The following is a 23042-nucleotide window of genomic DNA, read 5'->3' on the forward strand; positions in this document are numbered from 1 at the left end:
CCTATTCCTGCCCCTTTTGGTATTTCACTGCGTCCTTGAGGGAGATATTGCCGTTGGTCTGCTTGACCTCCCGGACACATCTGGCGCGAAGCTGCCGGAGATCCTCCTCGCTGATCTCCATACCTGCCGCCAGCACATTCATCATCATGCTGGTTTCCACGGCCAGCTTGAAGAGCAGCCGCGCAATGCGGTGTTCGCTGTCCTCCACCGTTCCCCGCAGGGCGGCCACCAGTGCGGGCGGCAGATAGTCGATGGCCTCGCCGCTGGAAACATATCCGGCGTAAAAACGAATGGCCTTTTCAATAAACTCGTTTTGGCTCTGGCAGTTGTCCCTTGCACAAAGGTCCTTGACCAGCTGCTGAGTTTCAGGCGCAATGCGCAGAGCGAACTTGATCTTTTCTCTTGCCATGCTTTCCTCCAATCAAATAAGCCCCAGCCATACTGTACAGTGACTGAGGCAATCCTCTTTTTTCTGGCTTATCCCTGCTTTGATTCCAGATAAACGCTGAAATGATGGGTAAATCCGCCCATCATAATCCCCAACATGACCCCATGCCCCAGAAAGTGACCCCCGCAAAACCGTTCCCCGACCCGCATTGCGGGGCGGTGTGAGCTGTGTGGGGGGCGCTCTGCGACCCCCGCGCTTTATCCCGCACCATTTTCAACCCCTCGGTTCACACCCCCAATACAGAGCAGAACCCGGCCCGCATTTCAGGGCTGCCTGCCATCCCTGCCAACGCTCCGGCACAAAGCCCGCACACGGCGCTCCCAGCGGCCAGTGGGGTACACGGATGCCACCCCGGCGGCAAAGCGGCCCACAGGGGCGCACAGCGGGCCAAGAGGGCGTTATCAGGCCGGTTACATCTGCGGCGTTTCCATCGCTGTGATCTCCGATTCCATCTCTGCCGCAAACTCCAGCAGAGATTGCCCGTATTTTTCTCGGCAGTACTGATCCATCTTGTCCAGGATCGCACTCTTTTCCGCGGCATTGAGCTGGTAAGCCATCTCGTAATCAAAGCCATCCTCACGGCAGAGGATGACTTTGAGAGCGTCGCATACCTGGCTGTTCTCCAGGTCATATTCGGCATAGATATTGAGCCAGTTGTTGTTGTCCGCCGAATCTACATGGGTTCCAAAGACCTCATCGGGATTGAAAGAGCAGTCCATGTAGAAGTTCAACCGGCCGTCGAGCTCGGAGACCTCGTCAGAAAAAGTGACCTCCTCTGGCCGTAATCTGCGTGAGCCGTGGAGCTCGACCGGGGCTTGCGTATGGCTGGTGAGCTGCTTGCCCTCCAGCCGGGAGAGGAAAATATTCCAGCGAACCTCCTTGTTCACGTGGCCGCTCTTGTCCGCAAAGTAGGCGGCGGAGGATACATCTTTGAGCCGGAAGCTCTGCCAGCCATCCATAATGTTGAGGGCGGAGAGCAGCCCCTTGTCGAAGTCGATCTCCACCAGGCCGGTGACTTTGCCGAGGTTCTCCAGCCTCCATGCGGCCAGCTGCTCAAACCGCTGGGGTGAGATCTCCTCTGCGCCATAGATGCACTGGGCGAATCCCTTTGCCTTATCACCGAATGTGCCGCGCACATAGCGCCGTATGAGGAGCGCCATGTCCAAAAATTCCTGGCCGCTTTTGGTGGAGAGATAGTGTTCCTGCCCGTTCTCTGTGATGTGGAATCCGGCGTACCGGGTGTTGGCTTCGACGCTTCGCTGGCTTTCAAGCTGCTCAGCATCCAGTTCCTGCTGGATTTTTTCTTGCTGCTCGGGCGGAACACGCTGGGCGTAAAGTTCATCGAGGCGCTCCTGCATGATCCTATCGACGGTGGTTCCGTCTTCGGCCAGAGCCTGCTCCAGCGCGGCAAGCTGGCGCTTGTCCAGCCAGAGTTCGATAGAAACAGAGTCCATTACACCGCCTCCTCGCTCACCGCAGTGGGCGTATCGACCGGAGTGCGGGGCTGCCGTTTGGTGCGGGGGCGTGGAGGTTCAGCTGGTTCCTCCATGCTCTCGATATACTCACGGGTCTGAGATGGAACATACTTTTCGTAGAGCTTGGCAAGAAAATCCTCCAGCTCCGTTTCCAAAGTCGTTTCCTTCTTCTCTGTATAGAACCGGAGCGCCCGCAGCTTTTCCGCTTCCATGTCGATGCTGATGCTTGTCTTTTTCATATACATCCTCCTCACATAAACAGTTTCATGGCACTCTCTGCTTTGGCACAGTCCGCGATTGCCTGGTCATACTGGACCAACAACTGAGGGTCTACACCATCAAGAACCAGTTCTGTCCCGTAGGGACCGGGGCGTACAGCGGAGACCTTGGCATCCAGGAGTTCAGCAAACTGCTCTTTTCCACGGTCGCTCAGCTGGGTCAGATCTGCCGCAGGCACCCATCCGACATCGGCAGTGGTGTGGACCAGATACACATCATGCTCCGGCAGGCCGAGTTCCAGCAGATCCCTCAGCCGGATGGCAGGCTCCTGAGCGAGCGCTTTCAGTTCCTGTTCGGGCAACGGTTTTGGATCGAGGAACACCCTGGTCTGCGCGTGTTCGCCGCATTCGTAATCGATGCGCCGCCACTCACCGCCGCTGGCAACCTGCAGCTCGCCCAAATGGCTGTACCGCCAATCACGACCAGTTTCCTTGCACCAGCGGATCACATGATCGCTGACGCTGCCTTCCGTCCATTCAAAATTGAACAGAGTTTCACCCTGTTTTTTCAGCAGGTCCGTCCATTGGTTCCGGTCGGTAAACCCCAGACTATGCGCCACAATGGCCTGACACATGCGAATGGCCCAATCGGAAGGCTCGCTTTTACTCTCGTGTCTTTTTCTGAATTCCTCCAGTTGAGAGAGCAGGGCCAGCTGTTCCTGTGTGATTTTCATACATTGCCTCCCATGTGTTATAGTTTCATTTCCGACTGGCCACCTTGTTCCAGTGCCGGATTGTTCCCAAAGGTTTTGGTTAAGCATTCGTAGATACTCTCTGTATCCCAGCTGCCCGTGGCGGCCAACTGACTGGCAATCTCATGCAAATCCTGCGCGCAGGCGAGCATCGCATCGCCTGTGATGGCCCAAGGCCATATTATGGAGGTTTCCTGCTCGAAGCAGATGTAATCCACAATATCTCGATATGCATCATCGCTAATCGTTTCATAGCGGTGCGCAAGACTAAATCCCATGGCCTCGATTTCCGGGTTGCTCAACCCAAGATCATTGTGCAGGAGCTGATATAGCTCCGCACTTCCGTCGTGCTGGGCGAGATATGCAATCAGTTTGGACAAGATCTCCCGTGCTTTCTCCGGGTCTTCCAACGGAGCCAGAGCGCCCTTATCGACAAAACTACCGCAAGAAGCTGGAGCCAAACGCATATTCTCGGTCTCATGACCCGCACTGCGGAGTTCTCTGGAACTTGTTGGCGGCTGCATTTTTGATTTCATGATTTTATCCTCCTGCTGTAGGTAGATAATCACGCGGATTAGTTCTCTCCCCATTGACCCGTACCTCAAAGTGCAGATGGGGACCCGTGGACCTGCCGGTGGAGCCGGAGAGTGCGATGATGTCTCCAGCTTCTACGGTCTGGCCCACCTGAGCGAGCAGCCTGGAGTTATGACCGTAGAGTGTTGACAGCCCATTACCGTGATCGATCATAACATAGTACCCATATCCGCCTGCGTTATATTGTGATACGGTGACAGTCCCCGGCAGAGCCGCCCGGATGGGAGTGCCGGTAGGAACGGCCAGATCCATCCCAGTGTGTCCCCGTGTCTCACCTGTGAACGGGTCACTGCGGTATCCAAACTCCGAGGTCACGATGCTTTCCCAGTTTGCACCCACTGGTGAGCAGAAGCCATCTACACTGATAAACGGAATATCCGCACCAGGAAACCATTCGCCGGTCCCCGCAGCTGTGCCGTACAAAACGATGTTGTAAATGCTGTCGGCGTTACTTTGATTCTCCGGGGTGACTGTGGTCCCCATAGCCGCCTCGATTCGAGCGTAGACTTCGTTCATACCAGTAACAGGAATGGCCACCGTATAGGTTTCCTCAACCTCCACTTCGTTGCCTTCCTCATCAGTGGTAGTCACTGTGCGAGTCCTCTCCTCGTAGTCTACAAAACAATCTGTAAACGCACGAATGCCACTGTCATCAGGGTGTTCTGCCGCAAAATACAGAGCATAAAAAACAGCCTTGACGCGCGTATCATCAAGGCTGTTTCCGTCCTCGCACTGGGCGTTAATTTCCTCTATTGCTCTATCCAGCTGGGCAAAGCTGCCTCTCATATCTTCGATATAGCCTCGGTACTCTGGAGTAGCGCTGGAGGAAATTGTACCGCCGTGGAAACATAATTCCACGGCGGATACATTGTGCTGCGACGAGCCGGAGAGAACAGCGCAGATCAAAACCACCAGCACGATCAGCGGAGAGAGTATTGCAACAATGACCCACCCCAATGCCTTGCGGGTCTTCTCGTTTGAGAGGACTGCGACGGCTGCCTTGGCAATGGCAGCAACAGTCGCTGCGCTCATGCCGCCACCTCCTTACCGGCCGCCGGCGGAGCCGTACAGAGCTTCCTTGTAGGCAGGCGCATGCACCTCCAACAGATACCGCTCGTTGCCGCACTTGAATAGGCACACGCCGCGCTGGGGGAAACGGATGAGATTGTATTCCGCCTCCTCCAGCTGAAGCAAGTCCATATAAAACCGCTTGTCGATAGACCCGCAGTTGAAGATGAACTGGTGGGGCGGAATCGCAAACAGGGGCTTGGTCAGCTCTCGGATACCCTCTCGGTCGAAGTCCTCCAGATTCTGTGAGGCCATGATGAGGTTGGACTCTTTCTTTCGCACCCGCTTGAGGATGTTGCGGATATACTCGATGATGGTGGTTCCCACCGTGATGTTATCTGAGAGCCAGACATAGAGCTCGTCCAGCACCGCAGTGGTGTTGCCGATGGTCAGCAGGCGGTCGGACATAAAGGACAAGATATTGAAAAGCATGGCCCCGCGAACGCTGCGATTGGCCTGCAGGAGTCCTTTGACGCCGAAGACAATGAATCGGGACGAGGTCACATTGGTATGGCCGTTGAAGAATTTCGCCTCCGCGCCCTTACACATGGAGTGAAGACCGAGGAGGATCTCCTGCAGAAGTTCTGCCGTGTACAGCTGGTGAGCGTCTGCATCATACCCCTGATACTCCTCCTCAATAAGGTCATAGAGGTCGGAGAGGATAGGGTAATCCTCCGGCTTCAGGCGGCCAAAGTCGGTAGTATCACTGATGCTCCACTTTTCATACAGACGGCTGACCATAATCTCAATGGCATCGATGTGCCGGTCACTGAAATCTTTATAGGCCCGGAAGAAGTCCTTGAGAAAGGAAATGTGCTGGCTCAGGCGGGTGGATTTGCGGAAGGCCTCGGGGGCGTCGGTATCTTCCGGGTCTCCACCCTCATCCCAGCATTTTGGCTCCAGAGGGTTGATGCGGTACACACCGCCCATCAGATCCATGAAACAGCCGCCGACCCTCTCGCACATATCCTGCTGCTCATGTTCGGCATCCAGCGATATGACGGATTTGCCTGTCTCCAAAAAATTGAGCAGGAGCAGCTTGAGCAGGTAGCTCTTGCCTTGGCCGCTGTTGCCGAGGATCAGAATGCTGGCGGAAGTCTTATCGTCATCCCGCTTATCAAAGTCTACCAAGATATTGGCACCGTACTTGTCCTTGCCGATATAAAAGCCGTGGGGATCTGTTTTTCCGCTGTAGTTGAACGGGTACAGGTTGGCCACCGAGCTGGCCGGGAGGACTCGCTCAAACTGCTCACCGAAGTGGTTCCAGCCAGACGGCATGACAGAAACAAAGCCCTCCCGCTGGCGGAGAAGCAGCCGGTCCACATTGAGCTTGCTCCGCACCAGCTCCGTCAGCACATCAGTCTGGAGCAGTTTGAGGGCATCATAGCTGGATGCGGTCAACTCCAGAAAGACTGCACAGTGGAGGAGCGGCTCACGGTTACGATGCATGGTAGAGACCAGGGTGACCACATCCTGCAAATTGGCTTCCGCCGTGACTGTCTGCTGGAGATCCTCCGTACTGGAGCGGGACATCCGGTTGCGGTTGGCCGCATTGTGGATGATCCGTTTCTCCTCGCTGGCGGTGACCTGTCGGGTGTAGATCCGGATGGTCACGCCGTCCATCTCACCCAGGTGGCGGAGGATAGCCTGTTCGTCGGTAGAGGTGGGGTACTCCCGCAGCGCCCAGACACAGCGGTAGGTGTTGCCACAGAGGAAGTGGTCGACCTTGAAATCAATGACAGAGGGGGCGATCATATCAAGGAAGTCTTTGATGCCGCCCGAGTCTGTCGAGGGTGCGGGACTTCTTTTCTTTCTGGATTTGTTCATGAGATACCTCCTGTCTGTGGCCGTGAGAGGTATCCTGTTCCGCCAGATGGCCGTCCAAGAAATTACTCTCACGGCCAATTGGCATTTGCATGAGCGTCAGTCGTTCAGCACGATCCAACGCTCCCCGTCAAAATCTTCGTACTTTTCGGTGGTAGCATTTTGCTCAAAGTACACTCCCAGCATGCGCTTGGCGTCCTCTTTACCAGCAAGGCGCACCTTGAAGCCTTGGTCTTCCAGGCTTTTCTGGACCCGTGAGAGTTGGGTGCGGAAGTCGGCGTCCTGATCATCCCGGAAGCGGATCAGGACAAAAAACTCACGGGCAGTCGCCATTTGCACCTGCAGCCGGTCCAGGGAACGGGCATCCGCCTCCAGCAGTCGGCTGATCACGGGAAGTTCCTCCATGGCCGCGCGTTCCCGATAGTAACGCTTGTTATCCTCGAATGACTCCTTAGAGTTGAGGGCCAGCATCTCGATCTCTGTCTGCCCCTTGAGGACAGTCATCAGGGCATAGATCCGTCCGCCCACTGCTTCCGGAGGTTGTACAGAGAGGTTTGTCGGCTTCACGGAAAAGAAGGCCAGCATCCCATGGGATGTCTTGAGTCCGTAATCGCTGATGTCGTTGATCCCAATCAGCTGGCGGGTCGTTTCTTTTTTCTGTGCCGCTGCCTTTTCTTTTTTTCTGCTCATCATATCACCTCTGCTCCTGAATCGTCTTGGTCATCCCCCAGGAGTAGTTCTGCTGCTGGAGGATAAAATAGCGCACCGCATAACGCAGAAAGTCCAGAATGCTGGTGTCGTCCATGCGGATGGAAAGGAATGCGTATGCGGCAGTCAGTACGATGGGGACAAAGAAACCGAGCTGTGAGAGCGCAAAGACAGAGATCAAACTGCCGATTCCGATGATGGCGAGATCCCGCAGCGTCCACAGCCAGAGCGTGGCTTTGGATTTCAAGTTATCCGGATAGATATACACTTGCGCTCACCTCACATCGTCATGCTCATCCCAAAGCCCTGTTCATCCTGCTCCAGGTCAAGCTCTTGATCTTGCGTTTCGTCCTGCTCCTGCGCTTCGCCCTCATATTGTTCCAGCTCCCAGGATCGGAGTTCCTGCGACACCAGGCCCACGACGAAGGCCCGCTTGGATACGCCATTGTGCGCCTCGAGATACTGCTCAACGCGCTGGAAAAGAGTCTCAGGCATGGCGATTGCCAGCGTCCGCTCTTTCTTGTTGTCTTGAAGCGTGGCATCCTGGAGCGGCTCCTCACCCTGTTCCCACTGGTCCAGTGCCTGGTTCAAAAGATTCTGGACAAGAGCCTTTTGCGTGAGGGGCGAATGGGCATCCAGGTAGGACTTCAGCTGCTGAAACATGTCCTCTGAGATCTGAACGGCCAGGGTGCGCTGATCCTGCTTCGCCGTGGTAGGCTGATCCAAGTGAGCAGTGAAAACCTTAGTGAGGTACTCACCATTTGTCATTTCAGGCCCTTTATCTGCCATCACCCGCATATGGATAGATTCAGGGATCAAGCCACAAAAGTTTTTCATCGGTTCCATGATCGTATCTCCCTTCATAATATTTCAAGCTGTTTGCGCTGTGATGGCCCATGCGATCCCTCGTAAAACATAGTCGACACAAGGAATCGCCACAGAGTTGCCCAGCGCTTTATAGCGGGCGGAATCGGAGGCACCCTCGATATCCGTCCAACCATCCGGGAATCCTTGCAGACGCTCGCATTCCAGCGGGGTCAGGCGCCGAATCAGGAGAACCAGTGTTTCATTTTCCAGTATCGAATCATCCTGCGCCTCGTCAAGATCCACGACCAGATCGGTCGCGTCCTTGTGTTGCCGTGCGCTCTGTGTGCTGGCCACATCATCATTTTTGAATACATCCACACGCTGTCGGCTGAACACAGCGTGGTGGTCGGTGGCGGTGAGGGTATAGGCGATGCCCTGTTGATACCCGATCCCGTTCCCGCCGTTCAGCGGCTGTCGGTCTATCGCATTGCCGGTGATGCAGAAGGTGTCATCCCTCTGCGCCACCAGCGGGACATTGTTCCCACCAGTGCCGTAGCGGGCTGACATTGTGGGCGCGACTTTGTGAGGCCCCGTGTACCGTGCATCTATCCCATGGTTTTCAAATACCAACGGTTGATGGCCATGCTCCTGTGCGCGAAGTGTTCCAGCAACATCCTCACTGCAGCCCATCGCACTGCCGCCCTGGTCGTTGAGGCAGAGGATCGAGGGCATGCAGTTTCCACTGGCGCTTCCTTTTAAGGTTGGGGCTACTTCCTCGCCATATCCGATGCTCCCCGCTGAGGAGCCTGCCCCTGCGGAGAAGCCAGCTGTCAGAATGCAAGGATATCCTTGTCCAGCTTGACCTCCGCCGCCGCTGAGCGATGTGTGGCGTTCCGGTGAGAGGAAGCAATCTCCGTTGCCTTTGGCGGTTATGCCTGCAACAAAGGTCTGCTGTTTCATCCCCGGCTGAGCGCCAAGTGCTGCGGCCACACCATGGAGGTCGCGCACCTCATCTCTCTGATTTGCGGCAAAGGCGACCACAGGCCCGCCTGTAACAAAAGTCTGCATCTGCATATTTGTCGTTGCCATAAGCGCGCCGGAAACGCCATGCAGGTCAATACCTTCATCTCTTTGATTGATGTGGTAGGCTTTTAAATCAGATATTTCCTGGCTTGCTGTCATCACTCCTGCCTGTATCTGCAAAGCCTGTTTGAGCTGGAATGGGAGTTCCTTTCCCCTGGCATCCGCTCGACGCAGGATTCCCAAGCAGGCTGTCCTGCTCAAATAGTATTTTCGGGGCGGATCGGCCTGCAAAATCTGCGACAAGGAACACTCTTTTACGGCGTTGGGCGACACCCCAGTACTGAGCGTCCAGGACACGCCAAGCCAGGCTGAATTGATCTCCCAGAATGATTGCCCCAGCAGATTCCCATGTCCCGGAGTCAGGTCGAGGCACTGAACAGGTACGGTCTTTAACTCTAACGATTTCCTCCAGGACAATGCGGAAGTCCTCGCCTTTGGGGGTTCCGCTGGAGAAGGCTCCGGGCACATTCTCCCAGCACATATATCGAGGTCGAACAGTGTGAGCTGTTCTACCGCGTCGCTCATCTGCATCCCTCATTTCTTTTACAATTCGGATCTGCTCCATAAACAGGCCGGACCGAGCCCCAGCAAGACCGGCTCTGGTCCCCGCCACGCTGAGATCCTGGCAGGGCGAGCCGCCAGTGATGATGTCCACCGGTGGCAGGTCGGCACCATTGAGTTTTGTGATATCCCCGACATGGATCATGTCCGGAAATCTCAACCGAGTGACTTCGATGGGAAATGGTTCGATCTCGCTTGCCCACAGCGGGGTGATGCCGTTATGGATCGCTGCCAAAGGAAAACCGCCGATCCCATCAAAGAGACTCCCCATGGTGGGCATCAGATTATTCCAAGCGCCTGCCCTGAAGCAGTGACCTGCTCCATCTCAGCGGGCAGTTGCTCTTTCTGAATGTCGTGAGCGTCGATGTTCTTTACTGGGATGCTCAGCTGATTGGCTTCGGAAATTTCCCGGGCCATGCCGGAACTGATCCTGTCACCGCACACCCACAGTTCATCACACCGCCGCAGAAGCTGTTGTCCAAGCTGGAGCCCAAGCTCTCGCTCGGCGGGATCACCATCGTCCAGCATCTGCGGGTACAGAAGGTGGACCGCAATTGGAATATATCCCTGGTGGATCGCATAGCGGCAGGCTCTCTGTGCGAAGGCTACATTTTTTTCGATATCCCCGGCATAAGGCGAGGCAATATAGATCAACTTGCTTTTTTTCATTTTGCCGCCGCCCCCACTGTTTGAACAACTGTCCGAGTGGTGTTGACCGCTGTCTGCGCGGCATAAACTGCCGACATGATGTTGGCTCGGGTCGAGGTATCCAAGCCAAACGCACCACAGATCCGAGGCACCTCACCGGCAGAAAGCATGAGTCCCAAGCCGAGGAGCGCATGGTCTTTCAGAACCATAAGCCCGGCAGTGAGGATCGTTGCCTGGAGGAAGGTGGTCAGGCACAGGCCAATGATCTGCTTGCACCACTGCACAAACCCATCCATGTAACCACGAGGTACAGAGAACATATAGAGTGACCCGACCGCGATCTGGATGAGCAGGATGCCGCCGCGCTTGAGGTTGGAGAAAAAGCACTTGATGATGGCGTAGCCCATCATGATAATGATAAAGATGACCATGATAGGGCTGGTGATGCTTCCGATCCCGCCGAAGACACCGGAGGATGCTGCCGAGCCTATATCAACTCCCTGCAAAGAAGTGATGATATCAGTGGAGAGTACATCAAATCCCTCGCCATATCCCGTGATCCCAGCGGTCAGGCTGGCCTGCAAGGTGACAGAGAGTTTATAAAGCTCCACTGGCACCAGCGTAAAACAGCCCACAGCCAGAAACCCCTTGATGGCATTGAGGGCGGCATCCTTGACATTCGCTCGTCCGGTTTGGCACTCGATCCCCACTTCGAATACGGCGACTACCAGACCGACTCCGTACAATGCCCAGCCCAGATAAGAAAAGAAGAGAACGATGGACTGCACCCACGGCATATCAAAGAGTTCCACGCCCATGTTGCCCATCGCAGAAAAGAAGTTGCCAAAGAAGCCCACGAGCTGGCTGTAGATCCAGTCGATGAGCTGATCCATCAGTCCACCAAGGAAAAAGTCTAAAATAAACATCTGGTCGTATCACCTCTTTCTGAAAAAGAGAGGCCGTGCCAGTGGTGAATTTCGCCCCCCGCGCAAAAGGCACAGGGGCCGTGACTGAGCACGGCCCCTGGTTCTGTTTGTTTCCCTGAGTTTTAGTGGTCAGCACATTTGAGGGATATGCCCCTGCGCTTCCTCCTGGCTCTGGAATATCTGCAAGTACTCATCTACAACGCCAGCCAACAACTTGTAATCCGCCTGGGTCGGCTGGTACACATACCAGCCGACCTTCCCATAATCGTCCCAGAGGTGGGGCATCACCCCGTCTGAAAAATTGGGGTTGCTGACCATTTTCTTTCCCAGCAGATCACCAAAACGGAGAATGTTGATATCCACCGCGCCATCGACCCGGTTAAGCACAGTCAGTTTGAGCGCATTATACTGATTGGCGATGTTCAGAGAAACAAATTCCAGCTTGGCTCGCAGCTCTGGGGCAACCTGGATATATGCGGCCCTGCCCACATAGGTGGTATGCGCTGATTCCTTACTTTGCGAAAGTATTTTCCTCAGTTCCATCTCGAATGCATTCAAGTTCGATCATCCTCTCCTTTACGACAGTGTCATGGAGCCGTTTCTTTCAAGGTCAGTATCCGCATGCTCTGCCGCATAGGCTGCATGATCTGCTGACCCACCTGCGTTCATATATGCAATAACACGGCAGAGCTCATCATGGGTGGAGTCTGCTCCAAAAAAGCCAGCGGCGGCCAGGTCTGCCAGTGTTTCCTCATTTCCACCACAGGACAAGTAATGGGCAGCGCACCCGAGTTCCGATGGAAGGACAATGGTTTGCGTGTTATAGAGATACTTGGCAATTGCCCGGCCATACACTTGATCGGAGTCCTGAATGGCCTCACATATCTCATTTGCCACTTTGTCAAACCGCTGCTCAAAATCTTCGTTGAGTTCATAAGCGATCCGAAGCCACTGTGCAAACGCCCCCGGCCGCCCTTGGATATGATTCTCCAGTGCATAGAGCTGCTCGGCGGCAGAGGCCAGGTCTTTCGAAAAGCACCGTTTATTCTCTGCCACCAATGCTTCCAGTTTGGTGGAGTTGATAGCATTGGACATGGTTTTCACCTCCTTTTTCCGCCCTGTCCTTTTGGGTTACATGCCCAAAATGCTCCACACATAAGTGGGGGCAGTAAGGGTGAAGATCAGGCAGGCAAACAGGATGGCCGGTGCAGTCCATTCAAACTGGCCGTGCTTCCTATAGTCAAAGTAGGCCATACCCAACTTCGCAAAGAAAAATACCGCCAAAATCAGATCGATCACGGGAAAGACCACGTTGTTGACTACAGCTTTAATCTGGTCGGACGCATCGTTCCAGGTGCCCTCGATAGCACCGGCCACATCGCCGGTGCCGGCGGCAAAGGCCGTGGTGCTGAGCAGACAAACTGCCAGCAGGAGAATCAGAAGCATACAGAAGAACTTTTTGTACTTGAACATAAAAAACCACCTTTCTTTTAGCAAGAAAGGCCGTAGAATGCAGTCCAAGACATTAAGTTTTAAGCAGGCTGTGGAGCTGCATTCCACGGCCCGCTTTACAGAATTACATGGACATCGACATGTCTTTGCCTATTTCATTTACAGCATTTTGCTCATCCTCCTTCTGATGTTGATCCTCGATCTCTGCAAGCCAGTAAGTCAACCAGTCCACACCACGGTCGAACTCTTGAAAGGTGCTGGCGTATATCGTGTTTTGCATTTCACTGTTCATGGCCGGATCAGGATCGTTTTGAGCAGCGTGATGGTACTGCTCCAACTTTTCCAGCAGATCTACCGCCTGATCCAGAATGTCGTACAGCGAAATGGCTTGGGTCTGTATTAAGGGCGGCAGTACAGAAGGTGCATTTTTCTGATACACACCTCGCCGTGCTTTTCCATATGGGGTGTCAGTAGTCTTAACCAGATCATCCAGCACATGCCAGACATTGTTGACCTCGACCTGGCCTTCCCAGTTAGTGCCTTCCGCCCGTCCCCGAATGAATTTCACGATCTCACCATAAGAATGCGGCTGGCCATCTTCAAGAAGCTCCTTTGCAGCTTCTCGAAGGAACTCCGATTTATCGTGTGCCTCCGGCTTCATGTTTCACCTCCTTGGCATGTGAAAAGCCAGTCCTGATGACAGTTTGCTTTTCATTTTCTCGGGGCTATAGGTCATCCAAGGTCATGCCTTCTGTTATCGCATCGGCGCTATATGCCAGTCATCCCAGAGATTCCCGCTGATCGTGAGCGTATCGTTGAGATTGACAGAGAGCATCCCGACCGGTGTCCAGCAATCGATGACCCATGTGTTAACGGTATAGGCGCCGTCCGGGTACCAGATAGGAGTAAAATGTGTGCGCCGGTCGTAGGTGCTGTACTCATTCATCTGGAATTCCAGGCGGGAGGAGGAGGGACTGACCGAGATGCGATCCAGCAGCCGCCAGAACAAATCATAGCCAAATTCCGGGAAATAGCTGACCGCATTCTGGAGGGCAGTGGTGGCCGAGCGTTGGGAGCTGCTGACTCTGGCGGTGACCACCTCGTTGAGACCATAGCCAGATTTCATTGTGGTCCCGCTGGCAGTGGGATTCTTTTCGTCCGGGGTGATCTCCATAGTAGCGGAAAGACTGGCAGTGTAGCGGTCCAGGTCAAATTCCCACCATCCATGATCACACCAGTATCCACTATTCTTGCCAGTGCTATGCCACACCCAGTACGCATACCACCAAGGGCGCCAGATGCTCCACTGAGCTGTTGTTTTTTCTGCTCTGGAAGGGAGTGCGGCTGGCGAAAAAGAGTCGTTGCGGTCATCCGCAACCGGATTCGGGGGCGGGTTCTGGTTCAGGTCAACGATCTTGCAATGGATTGTGGCCTGTGCCGAGCCGGGGCCGGACACATCCACATCAATGGTCATATCCTGCGCCTCATCCGGTGTGGTCCAGCGCACCCAGGCCAACTGGGAGTCGCCGTCCGGGTAGTAGATGTTGCTGACCGTATAGGTGGTTCCATTGATGTGGAACCGCACAGTGACCGGATTATCCGGGTCACTCTGCCCGCCGCTGACCTCCACCGCCGTAATGACCTCTGTGTTAGTCCGGTACTCGTAGTCGTAGGTGGTGATGACTGGCTCCTCCGGCCGCTCCTCGAACCGGACGATTCCAAGGCCGAGGGACGACTTGATGTCGGAGTTGCTCACCTTTGAGGTCGTGGAGCCGGACCATGCCGGATAGCCCAGATCCGGCGTTTCCAGGAACATAGCCAGCGGCAGATTCTTATGCGTCAGGCTCCCCATCCATGTCCGCAGATGACCGCTGACCACCTCGTCATAAAGGGCGGCCTCCGTTGCAGTAGTGGCGATCATGACGCCTTCATATTTGTAATAGGCGATAGGCTCAAGAAGGATTTTATATTCACCGCCGATGAGTGTTTCGTAATCCATGCCGGTTTGTTCTGCAATCAGTTTTACAGCATATTCGGAGCAAAAGTATCGTTTGATTGCCTCGATATTGTTGTTTCCGTTGGTGCTGATAATCCTGGGGATCGGTTGAGCAGGGTTCTTGTAAGCATATCCGCCTTGAACTGGTGATAAAGCAGTCCCATTGTTATACTGGATCTTGCTTACTTTTCCAAAATGATAGATCCCCGCAGCAGGCTGCTTATTTGTCAGGTCGAAAGGCGTGGTCACGACAGCATGATTGCTGGCACGAACAACGGTAATGCGCACACCCTCATTTCCAGGATTCCAGCTGCCATGGCTTGTAGCATCGCCCATGGAACCGCCACCGCCATCAATATTTCCAGAGCCTCCTGTTTCACCTTCTGCAAAGGCAGGGATGCAAAGGGCAGTCAGCATGATGGCAAACGACAGCAGGACACTGATGATTCGTTTCATTTTGCCTCCTTTCAGGCAACAAAAAAGCACAGCCGAAGCTGTGCTTTTCTGCCATATTGATTGGATCAGCCCATTGTGCCGACCTGCTTGTTGATATCGCCATCACTGTCGATTGTGCCGCCCTGGTTCCCGCCGGCGTTGGGGACATTATCGAAACCAGGCAGCCCACCTCCGGTATTGGTGGAGGGCGGCTCGGGGGGCTGGTAGGTATCATGGTCTTCAGGAGTAGGCGTTCCCTCGACCGGCGTACCGTCCGGCTTTTGGCTGGGGTCAGTCAGCGTCTCCTCGTCAGGCTCCTCCGGCACCTCGGGATCTGCCTGGATGGTCTGCTCTGTCCCGCTGGAGACAGCGCCGTTTCCAGCATTCGAACTGGTATCGTTAGACGGAGTCTGGGGATTGACCGTCAGGTCATTTTCATTGATATCGGAAGAAGCATCAGGATCGGTGGTGGGGATGCTGCCGTCAGGGTCAACCACGACCTCTCCCTGCTGGGAGCTGTTGACGGGAGGCAGATCGTCAGTAGGCTTATCCTTTGTGAACTGCTGGGAGATTACAAACACCAGGATCGCACAGATCACAAGTCCTCCAGTAATGGTCAGCCACTTTTTGGTGCTGTCTTTCATTGGTATCCTCCTTTTCTGTAAGTCGGCGCTCAGGTCGATTCGTCATGCGGTTGTTTTGGCGTAGCGGCTGATCGATATGATCTTGATACTATTTTCCTACGCCACTTGCCTCTTGTCAACTCGAACCCTACCACAAAAGAGTGCGGAAGTCTATAATTGCAGTGGTTACAAAAGAGACTTTTTTGATGGCTCAGTCAGAAACGGGGCGTGTACCCGGCGCTTACCTTTACAGTCATCCGCATGGGCGGTAAAAGCCTGCCTCCAAAGGAGACTGGCACTTCCAGCTCGATTTCACAGTCGGCAACCAGCCGGTTGCCAGCACTGTCGGCCGACGCGAAGGATGCGTTCCGAAGGTCGACGCTTAGATTCCATACACGGAACTCCATCTTGCCATCCTCGGTATATTGCACATGATACCCACCATGACTGCGCAGGTTCAAAAGGGAGTCCAGCCGGCCATAGATGTCGCCGTAGTCCAATGATTCTTCAAAATCTCCGGCCATAGGCTGATAGGCGCCGGAGTAACCCTCCCGCACCCCATGGTACACATCGTCATAGTTGTCGTTGACCGTAGAAATGACCGCTTCCTGAACAGCATCCCGAACCCCCTGCGCCACAATGAGGAGCCGGAGGTACTCGCTTACGCCGCACAGAAGGATCACAAGGGAAAGGGTGACGGCAACGATCAGCGGGAAGGAAACACCCCGGCGATCCCTGATCGCTTGCTTGAATCGACTCATTTCCAATACACCTCGCTTTTCCCCGTTGCCTCGGAGCGGAGGGTGATTGGAAAGCTGCCAAATCCAGCAAAGAGGCCCAGGTTGGTTTCATAGGTCAGGACGACAGTGACCTCCTGGTTGAGCTGGATGCGGCCCGTGCTGCTCCAGCTAATATCCGGGTCCAGACCTGTCTGCTCCCGCAGTGACTGAGTCCGGCGTGTGGTTTCGGTCCCTACGCGGCCATACAGCTCTGCCTCACGCACAAGCTCTGTGGCAAAGGTGTCCAGCTGCTGTTTGGCGATGTAGACAGGCATGATTTTAACGGCCAGCGCAATGACCAGCATGGCGCATATCACCAGGACGCAGACATCAATGTAGCCTTCGCCGCGGCGGGAGCGCAAGACTCGTTTCAGCACATGTTCACCTCCATTTCTGTGGGACTCTGCGTCTGCTCAGGGAATTCCGTCATGAGATACCACACACCGTTCTGCCGGTTTGCCGATATGACCGTCTGTGTGAGGATCTCGTCGGCAGAAACTTCCATAGAAGCATCTGCCACACCGGGGTGCGACCTTATCCTGTGTCCGTCGAGCAGGCTTTCTGCCTGTGCTTCCGTCAGAGAAACATAACCGCAGGGTGTCATCAGCGAAAACACTCCGCCCTTGTGATCCATCAGGAAATCTCGGACAGTCGCGGGGATCTGGACATCGCCAAAATCCTGTTGCAGCGTCCACACACAGTGCTGAAGTTCTTCTTTGTGTGAGCTGTCCGCACCGTTTTCCGAGATCCAGCGGTCGGTAATATAGCCCAATGGATCATCCAGGCCGAGCAGAAACTGTGCATCGTGATCGGTAACAGCTTCGTCGATGTTGTCATGGATCAGCCTTGTGGCAGCAATCACTTCAACGGTGTCCATCAACTGCGCAGGATCTGAGGCCATCCACTGCTTGACTCGCCGCTCATAGTCTGCATTGATTTTTTTCTTCAGTTCCTTTTTATAATTCATAGTGCGGCCTCCTCAGAACATTCCGCTAAGGGAGTTGAGGATCTGGAAGATGATGATGGCCAGATAGGTCACCAAGAAGCACATGAGCAGGATGAAGGAAAACACCCGGATTTTGGGCGGTATCTTCATCGCCTTCGCCTTTAGGCGCTGGAGTTCCAGCTGTTTCATATCATGGGCGAGCATTTGAAAGTAGTGGACGCCATCGTCTCCTCGCAGTACACCGATGAGCCCTCGAACCACATCGGAGAGGAGCGGAGAATTGAAACGGGCCTCAAAGCGGGTCAGTGCTGCCTCGTAGGAGCCGGAGCGCATATCTGCGGTGAGAATATCCAGTTCAGCGGCAAAGGTAGCACCGGCGTTTTGCTTGTAATGCTCCACCATGCTCAGCACATCACGGCTGTTGGCCAGCTCCTGGGTGATTGTGGCCACAAAGCGCGGCAGCTCGGATTCAATCTCATCCCGCTTGCCGCTCAGCTTTTCGTCTGCCCGGCGGATCTCTTTGAAATAGACCATCACGGCCAGAAGGATCACGACCAATGCCAGCAGAGGAAACAGAAGCAGGCAAGGGAGAATGCCAAGCATCACCGCTGCGGCTTTCACGGCAGCAAAGGCCGTATATTCCTCTGGTGTCATGCCAAGGCCAGCGGCATTCAGCGTGTTTTTCAGGCGGCTGTGCTTGTATTCGTCCATGTGAATGTGCGGGGCCAGCTTGACGGCCCAGCCCATAAGGAGTACATCTGTGGTGCGGGCCTGTTTCTTTTCCTGACGGCCGGCAGAGAGAAGCGCCTTTTGGGTAGCGAGGCGAGGCAGTTTGAACAGATCCGCCGCAACGAAAAAGAGGCCAAGCGCCAGAAACACCCCGCACAAAATCAGCAATAATTCCATAGCGTCACCTCTTGTATTCAATGGGCTGGGTCAGCTTGATGACCGCTGCTGTGCTGATAAACAGGACAGCCGCACAGACTGCCAGAATAATCTGTCCCATCGGCGTGTGCATCAGGATATCGTACCATTCCTGATTGAGAAAATAGAGCAGCGGGATGTTGCCAAGAACGAGGATCTGCATGACAATAAACTCCTTGCGGGGTTCAAAGACCATGTTTTCCAGTTCACCATTGACGATCCGCATATCGCTCAGCTTGGCGACAATAGGCGTCAGGGTGGTCTTCATACCCCGATCATAGCGGCAGGTCAGCAGCGCGGCCACCCATTCCCGGAATACAGCGTTGTCGATCTTGGTGCTGAGATCCCGCAGGGCGGCATCCACATCTGGATCGACCAGCTTGATCCTGGTCAGAAATTCCGCAAAGGCGCTTTTGACTGGCGGATTGAGGTATTCCAGATTCTCCTCAACTGCGGTCTGGATGTCCTCGTTACGGAGATAAGATGTGGTGATGATGGATAGTGCCGTTTCCAGCTCTGCGGAGATCGCTTTCTTAAAGTAGGCCGCAGTCAGCCTGATGTACCAAAATGGGATGAACATCATGCCAGCGGCCAGGACGGGAACGAGGAAGAAGTTGCCGATGAGAAAAGCGAACGACGCCCCCACGAGAAAGAGCAGCAGCGACATGGCGCAAATGGCCGGAAACTTTGCCTCCCGCCCTGTCATGCGAAGAATGTTTTGAGTTTCCTCGATCTCACGGCGTAGGATGAATTTTTTCTTGCGCTGTGTGGACTCGTTGATCTCGTCCCGGATGTTCTTGGGCTTGCTGGTGATCTGCCGGAATACCCCCTCGGTAAAATCCGAGGGGGTGATGCCCAGCAGTACAAAAAATCCGACCACCATGCCGAAACAGGCCATAAGCTGTATGGTCGTCACACAGGTTCACCTCCTTGTTTTTGATGGAAGCCTGCCAGCAGCTTGTCCAGCTCCTGCTGTGGCATTCCGTTGTCGATGAAGTGTTTTTGAAGATTCGCGGAGATTGGATGGACCGGCTCATGGCGCCCATTGATATAATATTTGCCATCTTCCAGCCGGTTGTCCTCGATCGCAAAATGATAGAGAGTGTTGTACTGGCGGGAACCATCCGGCTGGATCACACATTCCATGATCTCCATGATTTTGCGGCTCTTGTCCTCCAGCTGCTTGGCAAAGGCCACCACAGGAAATGCCTCGGTGACCAGGTCCATGAGGGTGTCGTCGGACATCTCATGCTTGCGCTTACACAGCGTGACCATGCGCCGCCAGGTGGCCTGTGAGGAGTTGGAGTGGATAGTGGTCAGCACACCGTGGCCGGTTCGGGCAGCTTCCTGCGCCGCATACGCCTCGGCGGAGCGCATCTCGCCTACACAGATAATGTCGGGGTGGTAACGCAGCGCCATATCCAGCAGCATATCCTGATCGATATTCTGCTTGGCGTTCTCAGATTCACGGGTGAGGGTGTGGATGACGCTGTTGCAGACCTTTCCATCCTTCTCGCGGACCAGATCCAGTTCGCGGGAGCCATTCTCAATGGTGAACACACGCTTATTGTCGGGAATTGTGGTCAGCAGCCATCCAGCCACTGTGGTCTTGCCGCTGCCGGTGGCTCCGGCCACACAAACGGAAACTCCGTACCGCAGGCAGGCGGACAAAAAGTCCAGCATATCCCCGGTAGCGGTGCCGCCACGGACAAAGTCATCCTTTTGCATGTTCTGCGGGTTGACGATTCGAATGGAGGCGGTGACGCCCACATCCTCATCCACCAGCGGCGTCTTGAGCACAGCAATACGGATATTCTTGCTGAGGTGGCCCAGGACGGCGGGACTGGCGTTGTCCAGCACCATACCAGACACATGAAGCATACGGCGGATCACATTGATGGCATGGCTGGGACTGTCGAAATGTTCATCCAGCTTGACCATCTGCCCATTGGAGTACAGCACCTCGATGTCCCGCCAGGAGTTGATGTTGATCTCCTCAATGCCGGTCCCGAAGATATACTTGGTCAAAAGGCCAAATTCCGCCATTTCTGTGTAGAGGGCATCCACCAGTCCATCTGCGGAATATCCTTTGACCGCAATACGCTGGTCCTGCACATACTTGGTGATATACCGCTTGATCTGGCTTTTCGCATCCTCGTCCCCACCATCGGTGATCAGGGAGGAGTATTTGCCGGAGATATACTCCTGCACTTCCTTGAGAACACTGTTGAAGTCCCGGCTGTCGCCCTCCGGTGCAAAGAAAAGTGCATGAGTACGGTTGGCCACCACAGTATTGCTGGCCAGCGTTCTGCGGGGCGAGTCATCGGGATACTGCACATCTGCGTCCGGTGAACTGTCGGCTGTGCTGGCGGGTGTATCCTGCGGTGTAGGCTCAACAGGAGCCGCTTCTTCTGCTTTTTCCGCTGTGCCCTCTGCTTGACAGGAGGGCAGGCCGTCACTGGGAGAAGGAACAGTATCACCAGTGCCATTGACGACAGGCCAGTCCGGGCCGAAGTACAGGGGGATATCTTTCTTTTCGCCGTCACGGTCTACGGTGATGTGCTTGACTTGCTTCTCCTCCTGGGCGGGCTGGGAACCAAAGAGGGACAGGTTGCGCTTTTCTCCTAACACCCAAACACCTCCTTGGCGATCTTCTCAATCTCCTTGCGGAAGACTCGGCTATCCTTCATGGAGAGTTCGCCCAGCAGGTCACCAGCCAGATACAGGGACTCCACCTCAGCAGAGTACGGCAGCGTAAATGCCACCGTACCCAGTGCCCTTGCCATGTGGTCACCAGCCTGCTGGGGTTTGACATTGCTGGCGGTCTTATACTGCTTATCCAGATCCCAGCCCGCGTCCTTCAGGAGCGGGAGCTGGCTGGACAGGTAGCTGATGGATTTCAGGTCGGCGTTGGCGAGACGAAGGACAGCGTCCGATTCCATCAGCGCCACAGCTGAGAGGATATCGTTGGCGATATAGCTCCCGCAGTCGATCACCACATAGGGCGCGATGTTCCGCAGGCCGTCGATGAGCTCACGGGCCTGCACATCGCTGTAGGGCGGGTAGGTGTATTCCGACTCGCCCTTCACCAGCCCCAGCATGGAGAGATACCCCAGCCGCCTGTGGGTGGTGAGGTTGTTCCGGATCAGACTGTCGGACACATGGGCGGCAGCCAATACGCTTCCCAGAGAGCCCTTGTTCTCCAGATCTCTGGGCGGACAAATACAAGGCAGCATGGGGGCGGACATATCGCACAGGAGCAGGATCGTATTTTTGTGCTTACCGGCAAGGTGCTTTGCGATCCGTGCGGCGACGGTGGTCTTGCCGCTGCCGGGGCTGCCCCAGACTGCCAGCACGCCACCCTGGTCCTCCTGCTCATATTCCTCATAGGCATCTTCATTTCCCTCCGAGCGGGAGAAGATGCTCCCTTTCTTGAAGTTCAGCATCAGGCCACCTCCTCGGACTCGGCGGGAGTTTCCACCTCCGTTTCTTCAGGATCTTCGGTCCCTGCGGGAGTTTCCTCCTGCGTAGTTTCTTCCTGGGGCGCTTCCTCGGGATCAGGCTCGGGGGGATAGATCTCCAACAGAACATCATCCTGTGCGGAGAGGAACTTTTCAGCATTCTCCTTGCTCCCGCGGTAAACCAGAGTCAGATGGATGGTACCTTCCTCCTCCAGCTCGGCCAGCACCTTGCTCTGTTCAGGCGTGACCAGCAGGGTGACCGTGCTGGGCAGCTCTTTTCCATCCTCATCATCGGTCTGAGCCTCTCCGGTGTTGGCATCATACCCGGTGGACGCAGTCACGCTGATCACTTCCACATACTGAAGCTCAGGCGGGATGACAGTCTGGCCTTGCTGTTTGTAGTCAGGGGCAACAACAGAAACGATATCGCCGCTCTGCAGCTTGCCAGACAGGCCATTGGCGAAGGAGCGAATCGTGACCGAGATAGCCTGCTGGCTGCCGTCGAGGTCATAAAGATAGGCATTGTCAGCTGCCGGAACATCAGAGATCTTGGTATTGATGATATAATCACCAACGGCAAGATCGGCCGTAGCGTATTTGCCTACGGCGTTGGCCTTCTCATGCAGGATATTGTCAGGCAGATTGTACCCGCCGACCTGGACCATCTGAACCATGTCATCGGTGATCTGCTCGCCGGCACGGACGGGCTGGGTGACCCGGACGATCTCGACCTTCTGGGATACCACCCGGTTGAAGAGCGGAGTCAGCCCGAAGCAGATGAGGACGGAAAGCAGGATACAGAACACACCGATCACGGTGCGGTTTCTCAAAAAGCTCATACGGGGAATAACCTCCTTTAAATTGGGATCAAAGTACTTAGATGCGGTTCATCCGCTTGCGCCGAAACACCTTGGGTACGATGACAGCGGCGGCAGCCAAGGGAGCCAGAATGCCGATGCATTTGAGAGCAGTCTTTTTCTCAATACGAAGCTTTTTCATCTCACAACCTCCAAAACATAGAATGTGGCAAAACCAATGGAAAGAAAGGGGGCTAAAGGGATCGCTATTTGGCCGATTGGCGTTGGTGTTGATGTGCAGTGCTTTTCAATGCCAGCCCGTGCGGCAGCGTATCCGATGGCAATGGCCAGCCCCAAAATGCTGCCCCACAATGCTGGGAGCAGGCCCAGAACAAAGCCTGCGGCGGCAACAAACTTGATGTCGCCTCCACCGGCTCGGTCTGGGAAAATCATTGCAACTCCGAGGAATGGCAGCGCAGCTAAAGGTCCGAGCATTTGTCCAATAAAGCGGGCGGGG

28 protein-coding genes and 2 pseudogenes are annotated in these 23042 nt (G+C 54.8%); all 30 read right to left on the reverse strand.

Features of this window, described 5'->3' with window-relative positions; translation table 11 throughout:
• Nucleotide 1: 1 nt before the first annotated feature.
• A complete protein-coding gene (locus OCV64_RS06790; RefSeq protein ID WP_006876430.1) occupies nucleotides 2–409 on the reverse strand; it encodes a hypothetical protein in 408 nt (135 codons plus the stop codon).
• Between the two features lie 449 nt (nucleotides 410–858).
• Nucleotides 859–1902: a hypothetical protein gene (locus OCV64_RS06795; RefSeq protein ID WP_262669643.1), complete on the reverse strand. Its 1044-nt coding sequence runs from the start codon at nucleotides 1900–1902 to the stop codon at nucleotides 859–861.
• On the reverse strand, nucleotides 1902–2162 hold the full coding sequence (locus tag OCV64_RS06800) for a DUF6103 family protein (RefSeq protein ID WP_262669644.1): 261 nt from the start codon (nucleotides 2160–2162) through the stop codon (nucleotides 1902–1904). The genes OCV64_RS06795 and OCV64_RS06800 overlap by 1 nt, the downstream gene beginning before the upstream one ends.
• An 11-nt stretch (nucleotides 2163–2173) precedes the next feature.
• On the reverse strand, nucleotides 2174–2875 hold the full coding sequence (locus OCV64_RS06805) for a hypothetical protein (protein WP_262669645.1): 702 nt from the start codon (nucleotides 2873–2875) through the stop codon (nucleotides 2174–2176).
• Between the two features lie 17 nt (nucleotides 2876–2892).
• Nucleotides 2893–3429, reverse strand: a complete 537-nt coding sequence (locus tag OCV64_RS06810) for a hypothetical protein (protein WP_262669646.1) — start codon at nucleotides 3427–3429, stop codon at nucleotides 2893–2895.
• A 4-nt stretch (nucleotides 3430–3433) separates the two neighbouring features.
• The gene (locus tag OCV64_RS06815) at nucleotides 3434–4519 is read right to left on the reverse strand and encodes a M23 family metallopeptidase (RefSeq protein WP_262669647.1); all 1086 of its coding nucleotides are present in this window, start codon (nucleotides 4517–4519) and stop codon (nucleotides 3434–3436) included.
• A gap of 12 nt (nucleotides 4520–4531) precedes the next feature.
• Nucleotides 4532–6382, reverse strand: coding sequence for a VirB4 family type IV secretion system protein (locus OCV64_RS06820; RefSeq protein WP_262669648.1), 1851 nt, complete (start codon nucleotides 6380–6382; stop codon nucleotides 4532–4534).
• Nucleotides 6383–6478: 96 nt separating this feature from the next.
• Nucleotides 6479–7069 (reverse strand): hypothetical protein, encoded by a 591-nt coding sequence (locus tag OCV64_RS06825; protein WP_262669744.1) that lies wholly within the window; start codon nucleotides 7067–7069, stop codon nucleotides 6479–6481.
• Between the two features lie 4 nt (nucleotides 7070–7073).
• Nucleotides 7074–7355: a hypothetical protein gene (locus tag OCV64_RS06830; protein ID WP_262669649.1), complete on the reverse strand. Its 282-nt coding sequence runs from the start codon at nucleotides 7353–7355 to the stop codon at nucleotides 7074–7076.
• Between the two features lie 11 nt (nucleotides 7356–7366).
• A complete protein-coding gene (locus tag OCV64_RS06835; RefSeq protein ID WP_262669650.1) occupies nucleotides 7367–7933 on the reverse strand; it encodes a hypothetical protein in 567 nt (188 codons plus the stop codon).
• A gap of 24 nt (nucleotides 7934–7957) precedes the next feature.
• Nucleotides 7958–9508 carry a DNA cytosine methyltransferase gene (locus tag OCV64_RS06840; protein ID WP_394803821.1) on the reverse strand — a complete coding sequence of 517 codons (1551 nt, stop codon included), beginning with the start codon at nucleotides 9506–9508 and terminating at the stop codon, nucleotides 7958–7960.
• Nucleotides 9444–9818: pseudogene (locus tag OCV64_RS16175) on the reverse strand (DNA cytosine methyltransferase); the annotation flags it as partial. The gene OCV64_RS06840 and the pseudogene OCV64_RS16175, both read right to left, overlap by 65 nt.
• Nucleotides 9818–10207 carry a DUF7768 domain-containing protein gene (locus OCV64_RS06845; RefSeq protein ID WP_262669651.1) on the reverse strand — a complete coding sequence of 130 codons (390 nt, stop codon included), beginning with the start codon at nucleotides 10205–10207 and terminating at the stop codon, nucleotides 9818–9820. The pseudogene OCV64_RS16175 and the gene OCV64_RS06845, both read right to left, overlap by 1 nt.
• Complete coding sequence (locus OCV64_RS06850; RefSeq protein ID WP_262669652.1) at nucleotides 10204–11112, reverse strand: conjugal transfer protein TrbL family protein; 909 nt, start codon at nucleotides 11110–11112, stop codon at nucleotides 10204–10206. Before OCV64_RS06850 ends, OCV64_RS06845 begins: the two co-directional genes overlap by 4 nt.
• 129 nt (nucleotides 11113–11241) lie before the next feature.
• Nucleotides 11242–11670 (reverse strand): hypothetical protein, encoded by a 429-nt coding sequence (locus OCV64_RS06855; RefSeq protein ID WP_262669653.1) that lies wholly within the window; start codon nucleotides 11668–11670, stop codon nucleotides 11242–11244.
• Nucleotides 11671–11688: 18 nt separating this feature from the next.
• Entirely contained in the window at nucleotides 11689–12207 is a 519-nt protein-coding gene (locus tag OCV64_RS06860; RefSeq protein WP_262669654.1) for a hypothetical protein, read from the reverse strand.
• Between the two features lie 36 nt (nucleotides 12208–12243).
• Nucleotides 12244–12585 carry a DUF3852 domain-containing protein gene (locus OCV64_RS06865; protein WP_262669655.1) on the reverse strand — a complete coding sequence of 114 codons (342 nt, stop codon included), beginning with the start codon at nucleotides 12583–12585 and terminating at the stop codon, nucleotides 12244–12246.
• A 103-nt stretch (nucleotides 12586–12688) separates the two neighbouring features.
• Nucleotides 12689–13225, reverse strand: a complete 537-nt coding sequence (locus OCV64_RS06870; protein ID WP_262669656.1) for a hypothetical protein — start codon at nucleotides 13223–13225, stop codon at nucleotides 12689–12691.
• Between the two features lie 93 nt (nucleotides 13226–13318).
• Nucleotides 13319–15016 (reverse strand): hypothetical protein, encoded by a 1698-nt coding sequence (locus tag OCV64_RS06875; protein WP_262669657.1) that lies wholly within the window; start codon nucleotides 15014–15016, stop codon nucleotides 13319–13321.
• Nucleotides 15017–15081: 65 nt separating this feature from the next.
• The gene (locus OCV64_RS06880) at nucleotides 15082–15639 is read right to left on the reverse strand and encodes a DUF6550 family protein (RefSeq protein WP_262669658.1); all 558 of its coding nucleotides are present in this window, start codon (nucleotides 15637–15639) and stop codon (nucleotides 15082–15084) included.
• 194 nt (nucleotides 15640–15833) lie between these two features.
• The gene (locus OCV64_RS06885; RefSeq protein ID WP_262669659.1) at nucleotides 15834–16379 is read right to left on the reverse strand and encodes a hypothetical protein; all 546 of its coding nucleotides are present in this window, start codon (nucleotides 16377–16379) and stop codon (nucleotides 15834–15836) included.
• Nucleotides 16376–16771 carry a DUF4320 family protein gene (locus OCV64_RS06890; protein ID WP_394803826.1) on the reverse strand — a complete coding sequence of 132 codons (396 nt, stop codon included), beginning with the start codon at nucleotides 16769–16771 and terminating at the stop codon, nucleotides 16376–16378. The genes OCV64_RS06885 and OCV64_RS06890 overlap by 4 nt, the downstream gene beginning before the upstream one ends.
• Nucleotides 16768–17364, reverse strand: a complete 597-nt coding sequence (locus OCV64_RS06895; RefSeq protein WP_262669661.1) for a DUF3848 domain-containing protein — start codon at nucleotides 17362–17364, stop codon at nucleotides 16768–16770. The genes OCV64_RS06890 and OCV64_RS06895 overlap by 4 nt, the downstream gene beginning before the upstream one ends.
• Before the next feature lie 12 nt (nucleotides 17365–17376).
• Nucleotides 17377–18249, reverse strand: coding sequence for a secretion protein F (locus OCV64_RS06900; protein ID WP_262669662.1), 873 nt, complete (start codon nucleotides 18247–18249; stop codon nucleotides 17377–17379).
• Nucleotides 18250–18253: 4 nt separating this feature from the next.
• The gene (locus OCV64_RS06905) at nucleotides 18254–19183 is read right to left on the reverse strand and encodes a type II secretion system F family protein (RefSeq protein ID WP_262669663.1); all 930 of its coding nucleotides are present in this window, start codon (nucleotides 19181–19183) and stop codon (nucleotides 18254–18256) included.
• The gene (locus OCV64_RS06910; protein WP_455429793.1) at nucleotides 19180–20604 is read right to left on the reverse strand and encodes an ATPase, T2SS/T4P/T4SS family; all 1425 of its coding nucleotides are present in this window, start codon (nucleotides 20602–20604) and stop codon (nucleotides 19180–19182) included. The genes OCV64_RS06905 and OCV64_RS06910 overlap by 4 nt, the downstream gene beginning before the upstream one ends.
• A gap of 287 nt (nucleotides 20605–20891) precedes the next feature.
• A complete protein-coding gene (locus tag OCV64_RS06915; protein ID WP_262669664.1) occupies nucleotides 20892–21713 on the reverse strand; it encodes a P-loop NTPase family protein in 822 nt (273 codons plus the stop codon).
• Nucleotides 21713–22567: a Flp pilus assembly protein CpaB gene (cpaB, locus tag OCV64_RS06920; protein ID WP_262669665.1), complete on the reverse strand. Its 855-nt coding sequence runs from the start codon at nucleotides 22565–22567 to the stop codon at nucleotides 21713–21715. Before cpaB ends, OCV64_RS06915 begins: the two co-directional genes overlap by 1 nt.
• A 37-nt stretch (nucleotides 22568–22604) precedes the next feature.
• Nucleotides 22605–22727 (reverse strand): hypothetical protein, encoded by a 123-nt coding sequence (locus tag OCV64_RS06925; protein WP_262669666.1) that lies wholly within the window; start codon nucleotides 22725–22727, stop codon nucleotides 22605–22607.
• Nucleotides 22724–23042 (reverse strand): annotated as a pseudogene (locus OCV64_RS06930) (prepilin peptidase); the annotation flags it as partial. The gene OCV64_RS06925 and the pseudogene OCV64_RS06930, both read right to left, overlap by 4 nt.

It is taken from the genome of Muriventricola aceti, assembly GCF_025567565.1.
Classification (GTDB): Bacteria; Bacillota; Clostridia; order Oscillospirales; family Oscillospiraceae; genus Lawsonibacter; species Lawsonibacter aceti.

What these genes read in the sequence shown, in the direction of transcription:
- OCV64_RS06795 (WP_262669643.1), bottom strand. Translation starts at nt 1,902, where the DNA reads ATGGACTCTGTTTCTATCGAACTCTGGCTGGACAAGCGCCAGCTTGCC.
- OCV64_RS06805 (WP_262669645.1), bottom strand. Translation starts at nt 2,875, where the DNA reads ATGAAAATCACACAGGAACAGCTGGCCCTGCTCTCTCAACTGGAGGAA.
- OCV64_RS06915 (WP_262669664.1), bottom strand. Translation starts at nt 21,713, where the DNA reads ATGCTGAACTTCAAGAAAGGGAGCATCTTCTCCCGCTCGGAGGGAAAT.
- OCV64_RS06875 (WP_262669657.1), bottom strand. Translation starts at nt 15,016, where the DNA reads ATGAAACGAATCATCAGTGTCCTGCTGTCGTTTGCCATCATGCTGACT.
- OCV64_RS06790 (WP_006876430.1), bottom strand. Translation starts at nt 409, where the DNA reads ATGGCAAGAGAAAAGATCAAGTTCGCTCTGCGCATTGCGCCTGAAACT.
- OCV64_RS06840 (WP_394803821.1), bottom strand. Translation starts at nt 9,508, where the DNA reads ATGCAGATGAGCGACGCGGTAGAACAGCTCACACTGTTCGACCTCGAT.
- OCV64_RS06925 (WP_262669666.1), bottom strand. Translation starts at nt 22,727, where the DNA reads ATGAAAAAGCTTCGTATTGAGAAAAAGACTGCTCTCAAATGCATCGGC.
- OCV64_RS06860 (WP_262669654.1), bottom strand. Translation starts at nt 12,207, where the DNA reads ATGTCCAATGCTATCAACTCCACCAAACTGGAAGCATTGGTGGCAGAG.
- OCV64_RS06870 (WP_262669656.1), bottom strand. Translation starts at nt 13,225, where the DNA reads ATGAAGCCGGAGGCACACGATAAATCGGAGTTCCTTCGAGAAGCTGCA.
- OCV64_RS06820 (WP_262669648.1), bottom strand. Translation starts at nt 6,382, where the DNA reads ATGAACAAATCCAGAAAGAAAAGAAGTCCCGCACCCTCGACAGACTCG.
- OCV64_RS06885 (WP_262669659.1), bottom strand. Translation starts at nt 16,379, where the DNA reads ATGAGTCGATTCAAGCAAGCGATCAGGGATCGCCGGGGTGTTTCCTTC.
- OCV64_RS06895 (WP_262669661.1), bottom strand. Translation starts at nt 17,364, where the DNA reads ATGAATTATAAAAAGGAACTGAAGAAAAAAATCAATGCAGACTATGAG.
- OCV64_RS06845 (WP_262669651.1), bottom strand. Translation starts at nt 10,207, where the DNA reads ATGAAAAAAAGCAAGTTGATCTATATTGCCTCGCCTTATGCCGGGGAT.
- cpaB (WP_262669665.1), bottom strand. Translation starts at nt 22,567, where the DNA reads ATGAGCTTTTTGAGAAACCGCACCGTGATCGGTGTGTTCTGTATCCTG.
- OCV64_RS06865 (WP_262669655.1), bottom strand. Translation starts at nt 12,585, where the DNA reads ATGTTCAAGTACAAAAAGTTCTTCTGTATGCTTCTGATTCTCCTGCTG.
- OCV64_RS06825 (WP_262669744.1), bottom strand. Translation starts at nt 7,069, where the DNA reads ATGAGCAGAAAAAAAGAAAAGGCAGCGGCACAGAAAAAAGAAACGACC.
- OCV64_RS06900 (WP_262669662.1), bottom strand. Translation starts at nt 18,249, where the DNA reads ATGGAATTATTGCTGATTTTGTGCGGGGTGTTTCTGGCGCTTGGCCTC.
- OCV64_RS06880 (WP_262669658.1), bottom strand. Translation starts at nt 15,639, where the DNA reads ATGAAAGACAGCACCAAAAAGTGGCTGACCATTACTGGAGGACTTGTG.
- OCV64_RS06800 (WP_262669644.1), bottom strand. Translation starts at nt 2,162, where the DNA reads ATGAAAAAGACAAGCATCAGCATCGACATGGAAGCGGAAAAGCTGCGG.
- OCV64_RS06850 (WP_262669652.1), bottom strand. Translation starts at nt 11,112, where the DNA reads ATGTTTATTTTAGACTTTTTCCTTGGTGGACTGATGGATCAGCTCATC.
- OCV64_RS06815 (WP_262669647.1), bottom strand. Translation starts at nt 4,519, where the DNA reads ATGAGCGCAGCGACTGTTGCTGCCATTGCCAAGGCAGCCGTCGCAGTC.
- OCV64_RS06835 (WP_262669650.1), bottom strand. Translation starts at nt 7,933, where the DNA reads ATGGAACCGATGAAAAACTTTTGTGGCTTGATCCCTGAATCTATCCAT.
- OCV64_RS06810 (WP_262669646.1), bottom strand. Translation starts at nt 3,429, where the DNA reads ATGAAATCAAAAATGCAGCCGCCAACAAGTTCCAGAGAACTCCGCAGT.